This window comes from Pseudomonas sp. C2B4, assembly GCF_013359695.1.
Taxonomy (GTDB): Bacteria; Pseudomonadota; Gammaproteobacteria; order Pseudomonadales; family Pseudomonadaceae; genus Aquipseudomonas.
On record NZ_JABFMU010000002.1, the window covers coordinates 278,155 to 298,914 of the forward strand.

General features: G+C 60.1%; 17 protein-coding genes. 12 read left to right on the forward strand and 5 right to left on the reverse strand.

Features of this window, described 5'->3' with window-relative positions; genetic code table 11:
* Positions 1-114: 114 nt before the first annotated feature.
* From rsmA to HNQ83_RS02950, 4 genes are read right to left on the reverse strand one after another with little or no spacing between them, the layout of a single operon-like run.
* Entirely contained in the window at positions 115-933 is an 819-nt protein-coding gene (rsmA, locus tag HNQ83_RS02935) for a 16S rRNA (adenine(1518)-N(6)/adenine(1519)-N(6))-dimethyltransferase RsmA (RefSeq protein ID WP_175387582.1), read from the reverse strand.
* Entirely contained in the window at positions 930-1,919 is a 990-nt protein-coding gene (pdxA, locus tag HNQ83_RS02940) for a 4-hydroxythreonine-4-phosphate dehydrogenase PdxA (protein ID WP_175387583.1), read from the reverse strand. Before pdxA ends, rsmA begins: the two co-directional genes overlap by 4 nt.
* Positions 1,916-3,232 carry a peptidylprolyl isomerase SurA gene (gene surA, locus HNQ83_RS02945; RefSeq protein ID WP_372241870.1) on the reverse strand — a complete coding sequence of 439 codons (1,317 nt, stop codon included), beginning with the start codon at positions 3,230-3,232 and terminating at the stop codon, positions 1,916-1,918. Before surA ends, pdxA begins: the two co-directional genes overlap by 4 nt.
* A complete protein-coding gene (locus HNQ83_RS02950; protein WP_175387585.1) occupies positions 3,213-6,026 on the reverse strand; it encodes an LPS-assembly protein LptD in 2,814 nt (937 codons plus the stop codon). Before HNQ83_RS02950 ends, surA begins: the two co-directional genes overlap by 20 nt.
* Positions 6,027-6,156: 130 nt before the next feature.
* Here HNQ83_RS02950 and HNQ83_RS02955 point away from each other — a divergent pair, with 130 nt between their 5' ends.
* From HNQ83_RS02955 to HNQ83_RS02965, 3 genes are read left to right on the forward strand one after another with little or no spacing between them, the layout of a single operon-like run.
* A complete protein-coding gene (locus HNQ83_RS02955) occupies positions 6,157-7,176 on the forward strand; it encodes an aminoglycoside phosphotransferase family protein (protein WP_175387586.1) in 1,020 nt (339 codons plus the stop codon).
* On the forward strand, positions 7,173-7,844 hold the full coding sequence (gene murU / locus HNQ83_RS02960; protein ID WP_175387587.1) for an N-acetylmuramate alpha-1-phosphate uridylyltransferase MurU: 672 nt from the start codon (positions 7,173-7,175) through the stop codon (positions 7,842-7,844). The genes HNQ83_RS02955 and murU overlap by 4 nt, the downstream gene beginning before the upstream one ends.
* Before the next feature lies 1 nt (position 7,845).
* On the forward strand, positions 7,846-8,613 hold the full coding sequence (locus HNQ83_RS02965; protein WP_175387588.1) for a TerB family tellurite resistance protein: 768 nt from the start codon (positions 7,846-7,848) through the stop codon (positions 8,611-8,613).
* 124 nt (positions 8,614-8,737) lie between these two features.
* Here the strand turns inward: HNQ83_RS02965 and HNQ83_RS02970 are convergent, their stop codons facing one another.
* Complete coding sequence (locus tag HNQ83_RS02970; RefSeq protein ID WP_175387589.1) at positions 8,738-9,742, reverse strand: alpha/beta hydrolase family protein; 1,005 nt, start codon at positions 9,740-9,742, stop codon at positions 8,738-8,740.
* A gap of 73 nt (positions 9,743-9,815) precedes the next feature.
* On the opposite strand from HNQ83_RS02970, the gene HNQ83_RS02975 reads away from it, so the two are divergent.
* The 9 genes from HNQ83_RS02975 (at position 9,816) to HNQ83_RS03015 (ending at position 20,722) form a co-directional block, all read left to right on the forward strand.
* Complete coding sequence (locus HNQ83_RS02975) at positions 9,816-12,209, forward strand: PAS domain S-box protein (protein WP_175387590.1); 2,394 nt, start codon at positions 9,816-9,818, stop codon at positions 12,207-12,209.
* 114 nt (positions 12,210-12,323) lie between these two features.
* On the forward strand, positions 12,324-12,953 hold the full coding sequence (locus HNQ83_RS02980) for a response regulator transcription factor (protein ID WP_020798801.1): 630 nt from the start codon (positions 12,324-12,326) through the stop codon (positions 12,951-12,953).
* 341 nt (positions 12,954-13,294) lie between these two features.
* A complete protein-coding gene (locus tag HNQ83_RS02985) occupies positions 13,295-14,419 on the forward strand; it encodes an ABC transporter ATP-binding protein (protein WP_175387591.1) in 1,125 nt (374 codons plus the stop codon).
* Between the two features lie 48 nt (positions 14,420-14,467).
* Positions 14,468-15,511 carry an ABC transporter substrate-binding protein gene (locus HNQ83_RS02990; protein WP_175387592.1) on the forward strand — a complete coding sequence of 348 codons (1,044 nt, stop codon included), beginning with the start codon at positions 14,468-14,470 and terminating at the stop codon, positions 15,509-15,511.
* A 185-nt stretch (positions 15,512-15,696) separates the two neighbouring features.
* Positions 15,697-16,944 (forward strand): ABC transporter permease, encoded by a 1,248-nt coding sequence (locus HNQ83_RS02995; protein WP_175387593.1) that lies wholly within the window; start codon positions 15,697-15,699, stop codon positions 16,942-16,944.
* Between the two features lie 12 nt (positions 16,945-16,956).
* Entirely contained in the window at positions 16,957-17,781 is an 825-nt protein-coding gene (locus tag HNQ83_RS03000; RefSeq protein WP_075946143.1) for an ABC transporter permease, read from the forward strand.
* Between the two features lie 215 nt (positions 17,782-17,996).
* Complete coding sequence (locus tag HNQ83_RS03005; RefSeq protein ID WP_175387594.1) at positions 17,997-19,145, forward strand: iron-containing alcohol dehydrogenase; 1,149 nt, start codon at positions 17,997-17,999, stop codon at positions 19,143-19,145.
* A gap of 87 nt (positions 19,146-19,232) precedes the next feature.
* Entirely contained in the window at positions 19,233-19,907 is a 675-nt protein-coding gene (rpe, locus tag HNQ83_RS03010; RefSeq protein WP_175387595.1) for a ribulose-phosphate 3-epimerase, read from the forward strand.
* A complete protein-coding gene (locus HNQ83_RS03015; RefSeq protein WP_175387596.1) occupies positions 19,904-20,722 on the forward strand; it encodes a phosphoglycolate phosphatase in 819 nt (272 codons plus the stop codon). The genes rpe and HNQ83_RS03015 overlap by 4 nt, the downstream gene beginning before the upstream one ends.
* Positions 20,723-20,760 lie beyond the last annotated feature (38 nt).

The window sequence follows — 20,760 nt, forward strand, 5'->3', positions numbered from 1 at the left end:
CCTTAAAAACGAAGCGGGACGCGGGGCGTAGCTGATTGAGTTCAGTCTAGGCCAAGTATCGGGTAGTAAACCAGACATGGGCGCTGGTGTCCTACCCGATAACGCCGGGGGCTGTCAGGCGTCCGCAGGCTTTTGCAGGGATTGCTCGCTGAGTTTGTCGGCCAGGCGCACGAAGGCGGCCAGGTCGAGTTGCTCGGGACGCAAGCTGCCGTCGACGCCGGCGGCTTCGATTTCGGCGTTGCTCAGCAGCAACTTGAGGGTATTGCGCAGGGTCTTGCGACGCTGATTGAAGGCTTCGCGCACGACGCGCTCCAACAGTCGGTGGTCCTTGGCCGGATGCGGCAGCACGGCGTGAGGCACCAGTCGCACGATGGCCGAATCGACTTTCGGTGGCGGATTGAACGCTCTCGGGCCAACGTTGAACAGGTGCTCAACCCGGCAATGGTACTGGACCATGATCGACAGCCGACCCCAGTCACCACCGCCTGGTCCTGCCGCCAGGCGCTCAACCACTTCCTTTTGCAGCATGAAGTGCATGTCGCGAATCAGGTGGGCGTTGTGCAGCAGGTGGAAAATCAGCGGCGTAGAGATGTTGTAGGGCAGGTTGCCGACTACGCGCAGGCTGTTCGGTGCGGCGTTCAGGGTATTGAAGTCGAACTTCAGCGCATCACCCTGATGCAGGTTGAAGTTGCTCTTGCCCGCGAATTGCTGGTTGAGGATCGGGACCAGGTCCTTATCCAGTTCCACCACGTCGAGTTGGGCGCCGCTATTGAGCAGGCCTTGAGTCAGCGCACCCTGGCCCGGGCCGATTTCAAGCATCCGGTCTTCGGGTTTGGCGTGGATGGAGCGCAGGATGCGGTCGATAACGCCGGCATCGTGCAAAAAGTTCTGGCCGAAGCGCTTGCGCGCCCGGTGTTGGTAGTGCTCGGTCATAAACGGGTCTCGGCCATCTGGTAGGCGGTTTCCAGGGCGACTTGCAGGCTGCCGGTGTCTATTTTGCCGCTGCCGGCCAGATCCAGGGCGGTGCCGTGGTCGACTGACGTACGAATGATCGGCAAGCCGAGGGTCACGTTGACTGCTGCGCCGAAGCCTTTGTATTTCAGCACGGGCAGGCCCTGGTCATGGTACATCGCCAGCACCGCGTCGCAGTGCTCCAGATATTTGGGGGTAAACAGAGTGTCGGCGGGCAGGGGGCCACGCAGGTCCATGCCTTCGCCGCGCAGGCGCTCTAATGTGGGTTCGATGATATCGATTTCTTCATGGCCCAGGTGTCCGCCTTCACCGGCATGGGGGTTGAGCCCGCACACCAGAATGCGTGGCTGGGCGATGCCGAACTTTTCTTTCAGGTCGGTGTGCAGGATTCGCGTGACCCGTTCCAGACGCTCCGGAGTGATTGCATCGGCAATGTCGCGCAGGGGCAGGTGGGTGGTGACCAGCGCTACACGCAATCCGCGAGTGGCGAGCATCATCACCACTTGTGCGGTCTGGGTCAGGTCGGCGAGAAATTCCGTATGTCCGGAAAAGGCGATCCCGGATTCGTTGATCACGCCCTTGTGCACCGGCGCGGTGATCATCCCGGCAAAGTGCCCGTCCAGGCAGCCTTGACCAGCGCGGGTCAGGGTTTCCAGAACGAAAGCGGCATTGGCCTTGTCCAGCTGCCCGGCGACGACCTTGGCGTTTAGCGGTGTATCCCAGACATACAGGCTATCGGCGGGTGCGGGTGTGTCCGGCCAGTTGTCCGGGGTGACCGGCAGCAAATTGACAGCCACACCCAGTTGCGCGGCCCGCTCAAGGAGCAGGTCGCGACTGGTAATGGCAATCAGGGGGTGTGGCTGGGCGTGCGAGGCGAGCAGCAGGCACAGGTCGGGACCTATGCCGGCCGGTTCGCCGGGTGTCAGCGCGAAACGTTTGGGTTTCACTGCGCTGCCTGGTCGGCGCCAGGGAGTTTGATTTCCACGTACGCTTCGTCACGGATCTGACGCAGCCAGGTTTGCAGCTCTTCGTCGTATTTGCGGTTGCGCAGTACGGTCATGGCCTGCTGCTCGCGAGCCTGGGTGGTGCTATCGGTGGCGCGACGGCCAAGGACTTCCAGGACGTGCCAGCCATATTGAGTCTGGAACGGCTTGGACAGCTGACCTTGTGGGGTCTTGGCCATCACTTCGCGGAACTCCGGAACCAGTGCGTTCGGGTCGATCCAGTTCAGATCGCCGCCATTGAGCGCCGAGCCCGGATCTTCGGAGTAGCTTTTGGCCAGTTCGCTGAAATCTTCGCCAGCTTCTATACGGGTGTAGAGCGACTCAGCCAGTGCCTTGGTTTTCGCTTCGTCGCGGATCGGGCTCGGTTTGACCAGGATGTGTCGCACATGCACTTCGTCACGTACCTGAGCTTCACCACCACGCTTGTCGGTGATCTTCAGGATGATGAAGCCGCCCGGCGTACGCATTGGCTGGGTGATGTCGCCGACGGCCATGGTGCTTAGCAGGCGATCAAACGGCGGTGGCAGTTGAGCGGCTTTACGCCAGCCCATGTCGCCACCTTCCAGTGCAGTCTCACTGGCGGATTTGGCGATGGCCAGCTGACCGAAGTCAGCGCCTTGCTTGAGTTGCTGGTAAACCGCATCAGCCTGTCTGGCGGCATTCTGAATCGCGTCGGAGTTGGCGCTTTCCGGCGTAGGAATCAGGATATTGGCCAGGCGAAACTCTTCGGACAGCTGCATCTTGCCAAGATCGGACGCCAGGAAGTTTTTCACTTCCTGCTCGGACACCTGGATGCGCTCGGCCACACGGCGTTGGCGCACGCGGCTGATGACCATCTCGCGGCGGATCTGGTCGCGTGCATCGTCGTAAGACAGGCCGTCGCGAGTCAGGGCGGCGCGGAATTGATCGACGGTCATGTTGTTGCGCTGGGCAATAGTGCCGACAGCCTGGTTCAGTTCTTCATCGGTGATCCGGATACCGGAGCGTTCGCCGATCTGCAGTTGCAGGTTCTCGACGATCAGGCGCTCAAGCACCTGTTGTTCCAGTACGCCGGCCGGCGGCACGGCAGAGCCGCGCTTGGCAATGGTTTGCTGAACTTCATGAACGCGCTGGTCCAGTTGGCTCTGCATGACCACGTCGTTGTCGACGATAGCCACCACCTTGTCGATGGACTGTACCGCAGCGTTGGCCGCGGTACCCAGGAACAGCGCGCCCAGCAACAGCGGGCGCAGACAATCAGAAAGCTTGGTCTTCACGTTCACGATAACCTTGGATGCCTTTGTCGAGGAAGCTCTCTACCTTGGCGCCGGTGAGGCCGCCGAGTCCCTTCAGAACAATTTGGAGGAAGACGCCATGGTCGCCTTTTTCGTTTTGCGGTGCTTCCTGACTGAATTCGTCATAGGAAACCCAGTAACGATTGATCAGGCGCAGTTTCCAGCAGCAGTTGTCGTACTCGAAGCCACCGAAGGCCTCCAGCGTACGGTTGCGGTTGTAGTCGTACTGCCAACGGCTGATGGCGTTCCATTGCGGCACGATCGGCCAGATCACCGAGAAGTCGTGCTGTTCGATCTTGTAGTAATCCTTCACGTAGCCAGGAGTACCCGGGGTTCCATAATCACCACCGCCCACGCTCCATTTACCTGTGGTCTGGTCATAACGGACCTGGTCATTACGATAGCGATAGCCGGCGTTGATGACCTTGTTCGGGTTGTCTTCAGGCTGGTAGTGGAACATCGCGCTACCCGAGCGAGGGCTGCGGCTGTCCGGGTCCCAGTTGTAATCGGCAGTCGTGCGCCAGTCGCGGTTCCAGCGATATTCGTATTCCAGCGCGTAAGGGGACACGTTGGAGTGAGCATCTTCGCGAGTCTTGGCATCGATACCCGGCAACTGGACTTCGCGATCCTTGAAGTACAAGGCCTGGCCGACGCTGATGCGTTGACGCTCGAAGCCATTGTCCTCGATCCAGCGGCTGGTCACGCCCAGCGACAGCTTGTTCTCGTCGCCGACACGGTCGGAGCCGGAGAAACGGTTGTCGCGGAACAACGACGCGTAGTTGAAGGTGTACTCGCTGGTATCGAATACTGGAATGTCTTCCTGATCCTTCTCGGGCACATAGAGATAGAACAGGCGAGGTTCAAGGGTCTGGCGATAGTTCTTGCCGAACCATTGGGTATTGCGGTCGAAATACAGGCCGCTGTCGATGCTGGCGATTGGCACGCCACGATTTTGGTTGCTGTCAAAATGACCATTGAGATTCTCAGTCCCGGCCGCAGCTGCGGCTTGATCTTGAGCCACAATTTGGCTTTTGCCGATGCTGTCCAGATCCAGATCATACTGCGTGTACTGGTACTTGAGCTTTGGCTTCAGGAAGCCATAGGTCCATTCCAGAGGCAGGGCGACGGCCGGAGCAAGGTTTAGGCGATCACCGTTGGCGCGTGCCAGACCTTGAACGTTGGTGTCGAGACGCGGCTCGACGTTGCCGTCTTCATCGGTAAAGCTGCCGTTTCTCAGGTCGCGGTCGAATCGCACGATTTCAGTGTTGTAGGTGAAATCCAGGCCGTTTGGATGATACGGCAGCGCCCCGTCGAAGGTGATTTGCGGCAAGCGGTCATACGGCGTGATGTTCGACACGGTCGCCAGTTGGTAAGCCTGGGCGTTGATGCGCGCGGTGTAGCTGTCGCCGCGATAGCTGACGGAACCTTGCTGGTTCACGAAGTCGGAGCTTTTCACGCCGATCTGGTCGGTCTGCAGGTCCTGGAAGTAGTAAGGATCGCTGATCTTGGTGTAGTCGACTTGCGTGAGGACGCGCGAATCGAGACCGCCCTTGTGTTGCCAGTTGTACATGTAGCGGGTCTTGTCGTAGTCGCTCTGCAACTCGCGCTCGTTGTCCTCGTCGTTGAGGTACGCGGCGCCGAACTGACCTTCGCTGGACTTGGTCAGGTAGCGGAATTCGCCTTCCATCAACAGGCCGTGCTTGCTCATGTAGCGCGGATACAACGTGGCATCGTAGTTCGGTGCCAGGTTGAAGTAGTACGGCGTAACGAGCAGAAAGCCCGTATCGCTGCCGCTGCCGATGGTCGGCGGCAGGAAACCGGACTGGCGACGGTCGTCGATCGGGAAATAAATGTACGGCGTGTACAGGACTGGAATGTCCTTGACTCGCAGTGTCACGTTGGTCGCAGTACCGAAGCCGGTGGCAGGGTTCAAGGTGATGTTGTTGCCCTTGAGTTGCCAGGCGTTGCTGTTCGGTTCGCACGTGGTGTACGTACCATCCTTGAGGCGGATGATCGCGTTCTCGGCACGTTTGGCGTACAGCGCGTTGCCGCGGATGCGGGATTTGTGCATCACGTATTCAGCGTTGTCGACCTTGGCTTCGCCGGTGTCGAGTTGCACGTCGGCGTGGTCGCCCACGATCAATGCACCGTTGTCGCGAATGCGCACATTACCGGCCAGTTCGCCACGGCTTTCAGCTTGGTACAGGTTGGCTTCGTCGGCCTCGACCTGCATGCTGCCCTGGCGCATGACCACATCACCGGCCAAGGTGGCAACTTGCTCATCTTGCTTGTAGCGGGAAGCTTTCGCGCCGATAAAGGTCGGTGCGTCACTTTTGCTCGTCTTGTCATTCATGCCAGGACGAATCGGTTCGATATAGGAACCAGAGCAATAAGGACCGGTTTCGGCAAGTTGTGCTGCGGTGAGCTGCTCGCGGGGAACCCAGTCGAGGTGGCTGTAGTCTTCGCTACGCGACTTCAGGCCGCGGCCTTTCGCTTCGGTAACGAGGGTGCCCTTGGTGCCGGTTTCTTCGCTGGTGCCATCCTGTGCCGCGGCCTCGCCGGTAGCGCTGACTGCACTGCCGTCATGGACCGGGCGCGGAGGCAAGGCTGCCGCCGGTTTTTTAGGCGCACAATCCCAGGCACCCGAAGCAGAGACTGAGCAGTCATACTGTTCTGCGGCGACCACGAAGGAAGTGGCTAGAGGTTGCAAGGCCAGCAGACTGCCGGTTACCAACAACGGAAATTTTTTACGAAACGCGGGGGATTTCAATGCCATCTTATTAGTCCGGGCTTCCTGCGTGCCATCTGCTCGCGGTGTGGGCCGCACGCCTCTCGATGGTCTGAAAAAGATGCTGGATAATAAAGCATGACCCGCTTGACGGCTAGCGCCGTCGGAGACCCTTGCAATGCCTGACCAAGATGTACGTTTGCAACACCTGAAAGTTTGGCTCGATGAACAATTGGCGATCCTTTTTGCAGAACAGAACTGGGGTGCCGTACCCCCGGCCACGTTGACTGCGGCCAGCAGTGACGCGAGTTTTCGACGTTATTTTCGCTGGGAGGGCGCGGGTAAAAGTTTCATCGTGATGGACGCGCCGCCACCCCAGGAAAACTGTAAACCTTTCGTGGATATCGCTTTTTTGCTGGCGAAATCCGGAATAAATGTGCCGAAAATTTATGCTGAAGACCTCGAGCGCGGTTTTCTTTTGCTCAATGACCTGGGCAACAAGACCTATCTGGATGTGATCGACAGCGAAAACGCCGACGATTTGTTCAACGATGCCCTGCAAGCGCTACTGGCTTTTCAGCAGTTGCCGATGGTTGCGCCGCTGCCGAGTTATGACGTGGCGTTACTGCGTCGCGAGCTCGAATTGTTCCCGGAGTGGTACGTGAAGCGTGAGCTGGGCATCGAATTCGATGCGGCACAGCAAGTGCTCTGGCAACAGGTCAGCGATCTGCTGATCGACAGCGCCCTGGCCCAGCCGAAAGTCCTGGTGCACCGCGACTACATGCCGCGCAACTTGATGCTCAGTGAACCGAATCCCGGTGTGCTGGATTTCCAGGACGCGGTTTACGGCCCGGTAACCTATGACGTGACCTGTCTGTTCAAGGACGCTTTCCTTAGCTGGCCGGAAGAGCGCGTGCGCGGCTGGCTGGAAAGTTATTGGCAGCAGGCGGCTGCGCTGAATATTCCGGTGCAGCCGGATTTTGAAGATTTCCTGCGTGCCAGCGACTTGATGGGCGTGCAGCGTCACTTGAAAGTGATCGGCATCTTTGCCCGCATCTGCCATCGCGATGGCAAACCGCGCTACCTGAGCGATGTCCCGCGCTTTTTCGCCTATATAGAAGCCGTGATTGCGCGTCGGCCTGAGCTGGCCGAGCTGGATGTGTTGTTGGCCAGTCTGCGGGCCGGGGTGAAGGCATGAAGGCGATGATCCTGGCGGCAGGCAAAGGCGAGCGCATGCGCCCGCTGACCCTGACTACGCCAAAACCGCTGGTCCGGGCAGGCGGAGTGCCGCTGATCGAGTACCACCTGCATGCGCTGGCCGCTGCCGGCTTTACCGAAATAGTGATCAACCATGCGTGGCTCGGTCAGCAGATCGAAGACTACCTGGGCGATGGTTCGCGTTATGGCGTAAGCATTCAGTATTCGCCGGAAGGGGAGCCTCTGGAGACCGGCGGTGGTATTTTCCGCGCGTTACCGTTGCTGGGAGATGAGGCTTTTGTCGTGGTCAATGGCGATATCTGGACCGATTACGACTTCAGCGTGCTGCATCAACCCATTGTCGGCCTTGCTCATCTCGTACTGGCCAACAACCCGGCCCATCACCCGGCCGGGGATTTCCAGCTGATTGACGGGCAAGTCTCTGACGGTTTGCCCGGCGCCGCCAACCTGACGTATAGCGGCATCGCCGTGCTCCATCCGCAGCTGTTCGAAGGATGCACTGCCGGGGCATTCAAGCTGGCGCCGTTGCTGCGTACTGCAATGGCGAACGGGCAGGTGTCCGGCGAACGCTTGAACGGGCTGTGGGTCGATGTCGGCACTCACGAGCGCTTGGCCGAAGCTGAAACCCTGATCGAAGCGAGACGCTGACATGCTATGGCCAGGGACTCTGATCGGAGCCGGAGCGGGCTTTGCCATTGCCAGCATTCCGGGGGCCATGCTCGGTGCCTTGTTGGGGCAGGCGCTGGATCGGCGTCTGCACTTGCAAAGTTGGGCGCATTTGCGCGAAAGACTCGGCGGTCGTCCCGTACTGCGTAACGATGAATTGTTGTTCGTGTTGCTGGGACGGCTGGCCAAGTGCGATGGGCGGGTAGTGGAAGCTCACATTCAGCAGGCGCGACAGGAAATGCGTTCGCTGGAACTGAACGAGTTTGCCCAGCGTCGGGCGATTGCCGCGTTCAATCGCGGCAAATCAGGCAATGACCGGTTGCGCGGTTACCTGCGCCGACTGAGCGCTCAACCCCATGCGGCCGAAGGGGTGTTGCGCGCCTGTTGGCGAATGATTTGGGCCGATGGCCGGGCTGGCAGCAGCGAGCGGGAATTGATTGCTCAATGGGGTAAATGGCTGGGCTGGACGTCGTATCAGGTGCAGGCGCTGGCCATGGACTATGAACCGCACAAACGTCCACAGGTCAGCGGTGCCGTGACTTATCAGGAGGCCTTGCGGCTGCTGGGAGTATCAGCCACCAGCGAGCCCGCGCAGATCAAGCGTGCATACCGACGCCTGCTCAGCCGGCATCACCCGGACAAGGTTGCCGGCACCGGAGCGACGGCGTTGCAGGTTCGCGAGGCGACCGAGAAGACCCGGGAGTTGCACAACGCTTATACGTTGATTCGTCAGCGGCGGGATTTTCGCTAGCGGGATAGATTTGTCTCGTCTGTGATACCGCTTTCGCGAGCAGGCTCGCTCCCACATTGGATTTGTGAACGACGCAGATCAAATGTGGGAGCGAGCCTGCTCGCGGGTGGGGCGACGGGGTCTATCAGTCCGCCGGGTTTTGCGGATTCAGCCAGCCCCGCACCCTACGAACCAACTGCTCCTGTTGCGCCTTGGCATCACCCGGCAACGCCTTGAGCGATACCTGGCTGAGCGCCGAGGTTTTCAGGCGTTTGCTGGCTTGCAGCCGGGCCAGTGCCGCGTTGCGATCCAGTGGCTTGTCCATATAGAAGATGTCTGCGGTGGGCAACTTCAGGTTCGGTGCGAGTTCGTCCAGCGCAGGTGTTGCCTGGGCGGGTGTCTGCACAGCCACCATGACGAACCGCTCGACTTGCGAGGGTTGCTTCTCGCTCAGATAGCGCGCGGTCCAGTAGGCACCGGTGCCATGACCCAGCAGGACAATGCTGCGAGCGCTTTGCTGTTCGGCGAACGCGATGGCGGCATCGATACGGGCGAAGATCCGCTCGGCGTCGGCCTTGGACTGTTCTTCGCTGGTTTCGGCGACGGGCTTGTCAGTCACCTCGGCTTCACCGCCGGCAACCTGCTCGATGGGGGCTGCGGTGGTCGAGTCCTTGCTGCCGGCATCAGGTGCCTTGGGTGTTGGCGGCACCTCCGCAATGCGTGGCGCAATGACATCGCTTTGCAGGTCCGGCAAGGTGATACTCAGGCTGCTCCATTGCGCATTCGGCAAATTGCGCCGCAACGGGCCGATTGCTTGCGGCCAGTCAGCTGTTTCGCCGGCGCCCGGGATGATAATCACCGCACCTTTGGGGTCGGCAGTATTGGCCGGTTTCCACAAGGCCAGGAACGTGTCGCTGCCCGCTTGCAGTTGCTGCTGTTCCTGGGCCGGAATTTTTCGCTCGAGAGCGGTCGCTTCTTCCTGACTACGCTCAGGCAACGGTTGACGCTCAACCGGTTTTTCTTCGGCGGGCGTTTGCGTGGCATCAGGCGTGGCGGCGGGGGCCGGGTCGGCAGCCTCGACGGAAAAAGCACATGGCAGAATCAGCGACAGGCACAATGCTGGCAGTGCCAGGCGGTAGACAGGGGGCATCGGATATTCCAGGCCAGAATTTATTCCGGCAGCCTAATGGGTTGATCAGTTTTTGTCAGGGTGTGAGAGTTCGATGATGCGTTTTCGCTGTCTGTGGGTTATCGGCTGCTTATGGTTTCCCTTGATGGGTTGGGCGGCTGTGCCGCCGGCGCACGTTGCCGTCCTGTCGCCCAAGCAACAGCAATGGCTGGCACAGCAGAGCGAATTGCGGGTGGGATTGGTGTTGCAAGCGCCCTACGCACAATACGATCGCCGCTTGCAGCGTTTGTCCGGGGTCAACGTCGAGCTGATGAAGTGGCTGGCCAGGGCGTTGAAAGTCGAGCTGAGCTGGCGCAACTTTTCCGACCTTGAGCAACTGGAGGCGGCCGCCCGCGCAGGAGAAATCGACATCGCCCCGGGGCTGACCCAAACCCCCGGCGGCCTGCGTCTTTGGCAGTTTTCCGACCCGTACATGCGGGTGCCACAACTGGTGGTCAGCGACCAGAAAAGCACCGGTGCGGTGGAACTGGAAAAGCTCGACAGCCAGACCCGCGTCGCCGTGCGCATGCCCAGTGCTACTGCTGATTACCTGCGCGGAAACTATCCGCACCTGAACCTGCAGGGTGTCCCGGCCGAGCGTCAGGCGCTGCAATTATTGTTGAGCCAGCAAGCCGGTTACGCCGTGGTTGATGAGGCGCAATTGGGGCGTCTGTCCATTGAGCCGGAATTCGCCGGGCTGGTGGTGGTAGGTGATATTGGCTTGCCGCAATTGCTGCGGGTGGCTACCCGGCGCGATAAGCCGGAATTGGCTGGCATTATCGAAAACGCGCTGCGGGCGATCCCGGCCAAGGACCTGGAAGCCCTGCACAACCAATGGCTGCAGCCCAAGTATCCCCGACTCACCGAATCGCCCGGTTTCTGGCAAAACCTCTGCCTGCTGTTGTTGGTGCTGACGCTGAGCAGCATGGCCATCGTGTTCTGGCAGCGCCGTCAGCAGCACAGCCTTGAGCTGCGACTGGCTGCGGCGCAGGACGACATTGCCTTGCGCGTCGCCAGTGAAGAGGCCCTGCGGCTCACCCAGTTTTCCATCGATCAAAGCACCGTCGGCATCCTGTGGGTTAACTGGGACAGTCACGTGCGCTACGCCAATCGCGCGGCCGAGACCATGCTGGGGTATCCGTCGGGCGGGATCATCGACCGCCCATTGATCGACTTCGAACCCGGCCTGCACATGGACCGTTGGTTGAACCTGTGGAAGCGCGCCAGGGCTAGCGACGAGTCGCCGCAGAGTTTCGAAACCAATTGCCTGCGGGCCGATGGCAGTATCCTGCCGGCGGATGTGTCGTTGAGCTTCCTGCGCTTTCGCGATGGCGAATATCTGGTGGTCTACCTCACCGACGTGACCGAGCGCCGCCGCGCCCTGGCCGCCCTACAGGAAAGTGAAGCGCGGTTGCAGGGGATCGCGGCGAACGTTCCCGGGTTGGTCTTTCGCCTGGAGAGGGCGCCAGTGACAGGCCAGATCGACTTTGCCTACATCAGCGAAGGCAGTGAAAGCCTGGTGGGTTATTCGCCGGCCACCTTGGCCCATCGTGACAAAGGCCTGCGCAGCCTGGTGCATCCGGACGACAAGGCCAGCTATCACCAGACCCAGGACCATGCGCTGGACACAGATAGCGACTGGTCTTGGCAAGGGAGAATTCTCACGCGCCAGGGGGAACAACGCTGGGCGGAAATCAAGGCGATTACCCGGCAATTGGAGGACGGTGCCTACGTCTGGGACGGCATTGTCTGGGACATCAGCGAAAGCAAGCGCATTGAACTGGAACTGGCCAGCTCCCGGGAGCAGCTACGGGAGTTGTCTGCGCACCTGGAGAGCGTGCGGGAAGAGGAGAAGGCTCGTATTGCCCGGGAGGTCCACGACGAGCTGGGCCAGATGCTGACCGTGCTCAAACTGGAAACGTCCATGTGCGAACTGGCCTACGCGCAACTCGATCCGGGATTGCACGAGCGCTTGAACATTATGAAACGCTTGATTGCCCAGTTGTTTCAGTTGGTACGTGACGTGGCGACGGCGTTGCGCCCACCGATTCTCGATGCGGGCATCGCCTCGGCCATCGAGTGGCAGGCGCGTCGTTTCGAGGCACGTACCCAGATTCCGTGTCTGGTGCAGGTGCCGGACAATCTGCCGGTACTCAGCGACGCCAAGGCAATTGGCTTGTTTCGAATCCTTCAGGAAGCGTTGACCAATGTCATGCGGCATGCCCAGGCGCATACTGTAGAACTGACACTGGACCTTGAGGGCGACGAGTTGTGTCTGACGGTTAGCGATGATGGCGTAGGATTTGTCGTTAGGGATGGTAGGTCGGCATCCTTTGGATTGGTCGGCATGCGTGAGCGGGTGCTGATCATGGGTGGCGAGTTGTCGCTTGAGAGTGAGCCGGGTGAGGGCACGACGCTGATTGTGCGCGTGCCATTGGATGGAGCCTGATGATGCGGTGTTGTTTTTGCTGACGCCTTTGCGAGCAGGCTCGCTCCCACAGAATGCTCACCGTATTTGTGGGAGCGAGCCTGCTCGCGAACGATCTTGAATCTGGAGAAGAACGTGATCCGTGTATTGGTAGCCGAAGACCACACCATCGTCCGCGAAGGCATCAAGCAATTGATCGGCCTGGCCAAGGACTTGCTGGTGGTGGGGGAGGCGAGCAATGGCGAGCAGTTGCTCGAGACCTTGCGGCATGTGCCCTGCGAAGTGGTGTTGCTCGATATCTCCATGCCGGGCGTGAACGGCCTGGAGGCGATTCCACGGATTCGTGCACTGAACAATCCGCCGGTGATCCTGGTGTTGTCGATGCACGATGAAGCGCAGATGGCGGCCCGGGCATTGAAAGTCGGCGCTGCCGGTTACGCGACCAAAGACAGCGATCCGGCCCTGCTGTTGACGGCCATCCGCCGGGTCGCGGCGGGAGGTCGTTACATCGATCCGGACCTGGCCGACCGGATGGTCTTCGAAGTCGGCCTGACCGATTCGCGGCCGTTGCACTCATTGCTCTCGGAGCGTGAATTTTCCGTGTTCGAGCGCCTGGCCCAGGGCGCTAACGTCAACGACATCGCCCAGCAACTGGCGTTGAGCAGCAAGACCATCAGCACCCACAAGGCGCGGTTGATGCAGAAACTCAACATCACCTCGCTGGCCGAGCTGGTGAAGTACGCGATGGAGCACAAGCTCCTCTAAGGTTCACCGATACCCCCTGTGAGAGCGGGCTTGCTCGCGAATGCGGTGTGTCAGTCGACATCCCTACACCTGATACACCACATTCGCGAGCAAGCCCGCTCCCACAGTCCGTGGTGGCATATCCATCCACGACATGCCTGAAAAGCCGCTTTTGCTCATTCTTGCAGCTTGCGGCTATCCGCTTGCCGCTTCATTTACCCAATCCCGCCATCCTTGTAGGGCAATCCCTACCCCCAACCTTCCATCCGGCTGAGGCGATTCTCTCCTGCGTCCCGATTTGCGCGGTCCCCAGCGTCCACTAGGCTTAGTCCACAGCAGTCATCAACAACAAAGGTGTGGGTATGAGCCAGGTCGATTCAAGCGCAGGGGCCAATGATGTTCTGGTCAGCTTTCGTGGAGTGCAGAAGAGCTACGACGGCGAGAACCTGATCGTCAAAGACCTCAACCTGGAGATTCGCAAAGGCGAATTCCTCACCTTGCTCGGGCCGTCCGGTTCCGGCAAGACCACCAGCCTGATGATGCTCGCCGGTTTTGAAACACCGACGGCGGGCGAAATCCTGCTGGCCGGGCGTTCCATCAACAACGTGCCGCCGCACAAGCGTGACATCGGCATGGTGTTCCAGAACTATGCCTTGTTCCCGCACATGACGGTCGCCGAGAACCTGGCGTTCCCCCTGACCGTGCGCGGCTTGAACAAGAGCGATGTCAGCGACAAGGTCAAGCGTGTGTTGAGCATGGTGCAACTCGACGCCTTTGCTCAGCGTTACCCGGCACAACTGTCTGGCGGCCAACAGCAGCGTGTGGCCTTGGCCCGCGCCTTGGTGTTTGAGCCGCAGCTGGTGCTGATGGACGAACCGCTCGGCGCACTCGACAAACAGCTGCGTGAACACATGCAGATGGAAATCAAGCACCTGCACCAGCGTCTGGGCGTGACCGTGGTCTACGTGACCCACGACCAGGGCGAAGCCTTGACCATGTCCGACCGTGTCGCGGTATTCCATCAAGGCGAGATCCAGCAGATCGCGCCACCGCGCACGCTCTATGAAGAGCCGAAGAACACCTTCGTCGCCAACTTCATCGGCGAAAACAACCGCCTCAATGGCCGCCTGCACAGCCAGACAGGCGACCGCTGCATTGTCGAACTGGGTCGTGGTGAAAAAGTTGAAGCACTGGCGGTGAATGTCGGTAAGACCGGCGAGCCGGTGACCCTGTCCATTCGTCCGGAGCGCGTGAGCCTCAATGGTTCCAGCGAGTCTTGCAGCAACCGTTTCTCGGGACGGGTGGAGGAATTCATCTATCTGGGCGACCACGTCCGGGTTCGCCTGGAAGTCTGTGGCAAGACCGACTTCTTCGTGAAGCAACCGATTGCCGAGCTCGATCCCGGGCTGGCGGTCGGTGATGTGGTACCGCTTGGCTGGCAGGTCGAGCACGTTCGTGCGCTCGACCCACTTCTAGAGGCGAACTGATCGCCCCGGCTTCACCAACACCAACCCTGCACGTGGAGAGAACAATAAATGTTGAGATCCCTGAAATTCACCGCTCTGGCACTGGGCATGATGGGGGCAGCGAGCGCAATGGCTGCTGGCCCGGACCTGACCGTGGTGTCCTTTGGCGGGGCAAACAAGGCCGCGCAGGTCAAAGCCTTCTACGCACCGTGGGAAGCGGCAGGCAACGGCAAGATTGTGGCAGGCGAATACAACGGTGAGATGGCCAAGGTCAAAGCCATGGTCGACACCAAGAGCGTGTCCTGGGATCTGGTAGAAGTCGAATCGCCGGAACTGTCCCGTGGCTGCGATGAAGATATGTTCGAGCAACTCGATCCGGCCCTGTTCGGCAAGACCGAGGACTACGTCAAAGGCGCCATCCAGCCATGCGGCGTGGGCTTCTTTGTGTGGTCGACCGTGTTGGCCTACAACGCCGACAAGTTGAAAACCGCACCGACCAGCTGGGTGGACTTCTGGGACACCAAGCAATTCCCGGGTAAGCGTGGCCTGCGTAAAGGCGCCAAGTACACCCTGGAATTCGCACTGATGGCCGACGGCGTTGCGCCGAAAGACGTCTACAAAGTGCTGGCCGGCAAGGACGGTCAGGACCGCGCATTCAAGAAACTCGATGAACTCAAGCCAAACATCCAATGGTGGGAAGCCGGCGCACAACCGCCGCAGTACCTTGCCTCCGGTGACGTGGTCATGAGCTCGGCCTACAACGGTCGCATCGCTGCCGTGCAGAAAGAAAGCAACCTGAAAGTGGTGTGGAACGGCGGCATCTACGACTTCGACGCATGGGCCATTCCAAAAGGTCTGGACAAAGCACGTGCTGACGCGGCGAAGAAATTCATCGCCTTCTCGGTGCAGCCGCAGCAGCAGAAGACTTACTCGGAAAACATCGCCTACGGCCCGGCCAACACCCAAGCCGTACCGCTGCTGGCCAAGGATGTCCTGAAAGACATGCCGACCACCCCGGAAAACATCGCCAACCAGGTGCAGATCGACGTCAGCTTCTGGGCTGACAACGGCGAGCAACTGGAACAGCGCTTCAATTCCTGGGCTGCCAAGTAAGACCGCACCGCGGGCTTACGCTGTAGGAGCGAGCCTGCTCGCGAAGACGTCAGCACATTCAGCATCATTGTTGACTGACACTCCGCTTTCGCGAGCAAGCCCGCTCCCACATTAGGGTTGTGTGCATTAAACGATCGAGGTGGTTTCCCGCCTCTGCAATGATCAAAAGATTTCCGGAGTACGCCATGGCTATCGCCGTTCCCGTGAACGCGGGCACTGACCCCACCTTGAAGCAGCGGCTCAAGCACGCCGAGCGGGTCAACCGCTGGAAGGCCCAGGCGTTGATCGCACCGTTGGTGCTGTTTCTGTTGCTGGTGTTCCTGGTGCCGATCGCGGCGCTACTCTACAAAAGCGTGGGCAACCCGGAAGTGGTCGGCGGCATGCCGCGCACTGTGGCCGCCATCGCCAGCTGGGACGGCCGTGGCCTGCCCGCTGAACCGGTCTACAAGGCTGCCAGCGAAGACCTTGCCGAAGCCCGCAAGAATCAGACCCTGGGCGATTTGTCCAAGCGCTTGAACATGGAGTTGGCCGGCTACCGCAGCCTGCTGACCAAAACCGCACGCGCCTTGCCGTTCGCAACCGAACCGGCCTCCTATAAAGAAGCGCTGGAAGGCCTCGACGAGCGTTGGGGTGACCCGGCGTACTGGCAAGCCGTACGCCGCAACACCAGCAGCATCACGCCGTATTATCTGCTGGCTGCCGTCGATCACCGCATCGACGACCTGGGTGAATTGGCTCCGGCCACGCCCGATCAGGCGATTTACCTCGACATTTTTGCCCGCACCTTCTGGATGGGCCTGATCATTACCGTGATCTGCCTGGTGCTGGCCTATCCACTGGCTTACCTGCTGGCGAACCTGCCGTCGCGGCAGAGCAACCTGCTGATGATCCTGGTGCTGTTGCCGTTCTGGACCTCGATCCTGGTGCGTGTCGCGGCGTGGATTGTCTTGCTGCAGTCAGGTGGCTTGATCAACAGCGGCCTGATGGCCATGGGCATCATCGATAAACCGGTGGAGCTGGTGTTCAACCGCATCGGCGTCTACATCTCCATGGTGCACATCCTGTTGCCGTTCATGATTCTGCCGATCTACAGCGTGATGAAAGGCATCTCGCCGACCTACATGCGAGCGGCGATTTCCCTGGGCTGCCACCCGTTCGCCAGCTTCTGGCGGGTGTACTTCCCGCAGACCTATGCCGGTGTCGGCGCCGGTTGCCTGTTGGTGTTCATCCTCGCCATCGGCTACTACATCACCCCGGCGTTGCTGGGCAGCCCGAACGATCAGATGGTCAGCTACTTCGTCGCCTTCTACACCAACACCAGTATCAACTGGGGCATGGCGACCGCCCTTGGCGGCCTGCTGCTCCTGGCGACCGTGGTGCTTTATCTGATTTACAGCTGGCTGGTGGGCGCGAGCCGCCTGCGCCTGAGCTAAGGGGAGAATGAAATGCTGAGTCCTTATATGTCGCCCATTGAGCGGGTGTGGTTCTACAGCTTGCGGATTCTCTGCGGCCTGATTCTGTTGTTCCTGATCCTGCCAGTACTGGTAATCATCCCGCTGTCGTTCAACTCCGGCAGTTTCCTGGTGTACCCGCTGCAGGGTTTCTCGTTGCAGTGGTACCACGACTTCTTTGCTTCGGCGGAGTGGATGCGGGCACTGAAGAACAGCATCATCGTCGCCCCGGCGGCCACGGTGCTGGCCATGGTCTTCGGTACGCTGGCCGCGATAGGCCTGACTCGTGGCGACTTCCCGGGCAAGGCGCTGGTGATGGCGCTGGTGATTTCGCCGATGGTGGTGCCGGTGGTGATCATCGGTGTGGCCAGTTACCTGTTCTTCGCTCCATTGGGTCTGGGTAACAGCTTCTTCTCGCTGATCGTGGTGCACGCCGTGCTGGGTGTGCCGTTTGTGATCATCACGGTATCGGCGACCCTGCAGGGCTTTAACCACAACCTGGTGCGTGCCGCTGCGAGCCTCGGTGCGTCGCCGCTGGTGGCGTTCCGTCGTGTGACCTTGCCGTTGATCGCGCCCGGCGTGATTTCCGGTGCACTGTTTGCCTTCGCCACCTCGTTCGATGAAGTGGTGGTGACACTGTTCCTCGCCGGCCCAGAGCAAGCGACCCTGCCACGGCAGATGTTCAGCGGCATCCGCGAAAACCTCAGCCCGACCATCGCCGCGGCTGCGACGCTGTTGATCGCCTTTTCGGTGATTCTGTTGCTGACCCTGGAATGGCTGCGTGGCCGTAGCGAGAAGCTGCGTACCGCGCAGGTCTAACGCCACACACCAACCCATTGTGGGTGCGAGCCTGCTCGCGAAAGCGGAGTGTCAGTCGACTCAAACGTCGAATGTTCAGTCGCCTTCGCGAGCAGGCTCGCTCCCACAGAGGCTCCCCAATGGGCCTTCAGTTCATTCATGGCCTGAATACCAGCCAATCCCAAATCCCCAGCTACTATTGTGCCCAGCTCCCACATCTATAAGAGGCTGCGCACATGAGTCTTTCCTCTTTCAAAATCGCTCACAAACTGATCACCGGCGCAGGCGCCATTGAGCAACTTGCCGCTGAATTGACGCGGCTGGACATCGACAACCCGTTGATCGTCACCGACGCTGCCCTGGTCAAATCCGGCACGGTAGAGTTGGCGCTGGCGCAGCTGGGGGATCGACCTTATGAAATCTTCGACCGAGTGCTGCCCGACCCCGAAATCGCCATCGTTGAAGATTGCATGCGGGTTTACCGTGAGGGCGGTCACGACGGGTTGATCGGTTTGGGCGGCGGCAGCGCCATCGACATCGCCAAGAGCGTTGCCGCCTATGCCGGATACCATGGCGCGCTGGAGGACCTGTTCGGCGTGGAACAGGTGCCTCGCAAAGGTCCGCCGCTGATCGCGATTCCAACTACGGCGGGCACCGGTTCGGAAGTGACCAACGTGGCGATCCTCTCCGACAAGGTAGCGCAGTTGAAGAAGGGGATTGTCAGCGACTATCTGTTGCCGGATGTGGCGCTGGTCAGCCCGCAAATGACTCTGACCTGCCCGCGCAGTGTCACCGCCGCCAGTGGCGTCGATGCGCTGGTGCATGCCATCGAATCCTATCTGTCGGTCAATGCTTCACCGATTACCGATTCCCTGGCCATCGGCGCCATCAAGTTGATCGCCAAGGCGCTGCCCAAGGCGTATGCCAACCCGTCCAATCTGCAGGCCCGGGAAGATATGGCCACCGCGAGCCTGATGGCCGGCATGGCGTTTGGCAATGCCGGTGTCGGGGCGGTGCATGCGCTGGCGTATCCGTTGGGCGGGCGCTTCAACATTGCCCATGGCGTGAGCAATGCCTTGTTGCTGCCCTATGTCATGACCTGGAACAAGATGGCCTGCGTCGAGCGGATGCAGGAAATTGCCGAGGCTATGGGGGTGAAGACTGCTCATCTGAGCGCCAGTGAAGCCGCTGACAAAGCCGTGGAGGCCATGAGTGTGTTGTGCGCCGCGGTGGAAATTCCGTCGGGGCTGCGCAGTTTCGGGGTTCCCGAGGACGCCATCCCGGCCATGGCCGCGGAAGCCGCGGGGATCGAGCGTCTGATGCGCAATAATCCGCGCAAACTGAGTGCTGTCGATATCGAGAAAATCTACCGCGCGGCTTATTAGAGCCCAATCATCGCGGCCACGGTGCGCGCGTCAAAGCATGAGGTATACAATGCGCGCCATCGTGATTTAGCTCAGAAAAGGTGCGTCATGCAGCCCTTCGTAATTGCTCCGTCGATTCTCTCCGCCGACTTCGCCCGCCTGGGTGAAGAAGTGGACAATGTCCTGGCCGCTGGCGCCGATTTCGTGCATTTCGATGTCATGGACAACCACTATGTGCCCAACCTGACCATCGGCCCGATGGTGTGCGCGGCGCTGCGCAAGTACGGCGTGACTGCGCCAATCGATGCTCACCTGATGGTCAGCCCGGTGGACCGTATCGTCGGCGACTTCATCGAAGCCGGTGCGACCTACATCACCTTCCACCCGGAAGCCACCCAGCACATCGACCGTTCCCTGCAACTGATCCGCGAAGGCGGTTGCAAGTCGGGCCTGGTGTTCAACCCGGCAACTCCGCTGGACGTGCTCAGGTACGTGATGGACAAGGTCGACATGATTCTGCTGATGAGCGTCAACCCGGGCTTTGGCGGACAGAAGTTCATTCCTGGCACCCTCGACAAGCTGCGCGAAGCGCGTGCCTTGATCGATGCGTCCGGTCGCGACATCCGCCTGGAAATCGACGGCGGCGTGAACGTGAACAACATTCGTGAAATCGCAGCGGCGGGCGCGGATACTTTTGTTGCCGGCTCGGCGATCTTCAATGCCCCGAACTACCAGGAAGTGATCGAGAAGATGCGCTCCGAACTGGCACTGGCTCGCCCATGAGTGGTTTCGAGCAGCTGTTCCCGGGAAGTCTGCCAAGGCTGGTGATGTTCGATCTGGATGGCACGTTGATCGACTCGGTCCCGGACCTCGCGGTGGCTGTGGATAACATGCTGCTCAAGCTCGGCCGTGCACCCGCCGGTATCGAATCGGTTCGCGAGTGGGTCGGCAATGGTGCACCGGTGCTGGTTCGCCGGGCACTGGCCGGTGGTCTTGATCATTCGGCGGTCGATGACGCCGAGGCCGAAAGTGCGCTGGAGATTTTCATGCAGGCTTATGGCGAAAGCCATGAGCTGACCGTGGTCTATCCCGGCGTGCGCGACACCCTGAAATGGCTGCACAAACAGGGTGTCGAGATGGCGCTGATCACCAACAAGCCGGAGCGCTTCGTTGCGCCGCTGTTGGATCAGATGAAAATCGGTCGCTATTTCCGCCTGATCATCGGCGGTGACACCCTGCCACAGAAAAAACCGGACCCGGCCGCGCTTTTTTTCGTGATGAAAATGACCAACATTCCGGCGTCGCAATCCCTGTTTGTCGGCGATTCGCGCAGCGATGTGCTGGCGGCGAGAGCGGCAGGGGTCAAGTGCGTGGCCCTGAGCTATGGCTATAACCATGGCCGTCCAATCGCCGAAGAGTCACCGTCGCTGGTGATCGACGATCTGCGCAAGTTAATTCCCGGTTGCCTGGATCCGGCCGCTGAGATACCGTTGGCCGACGCTGTTCAATCCCCTCCTGGAAACTCCATCGTGGTGGTCACTCGCAAACTCTGGATGAAAGTCATCAAGGCCCTGGCCCGCTGGCGTTGGCGCGCCTGACTTGTTCCTGGCCGGTCATCCGGCGCGTTTGCATACCT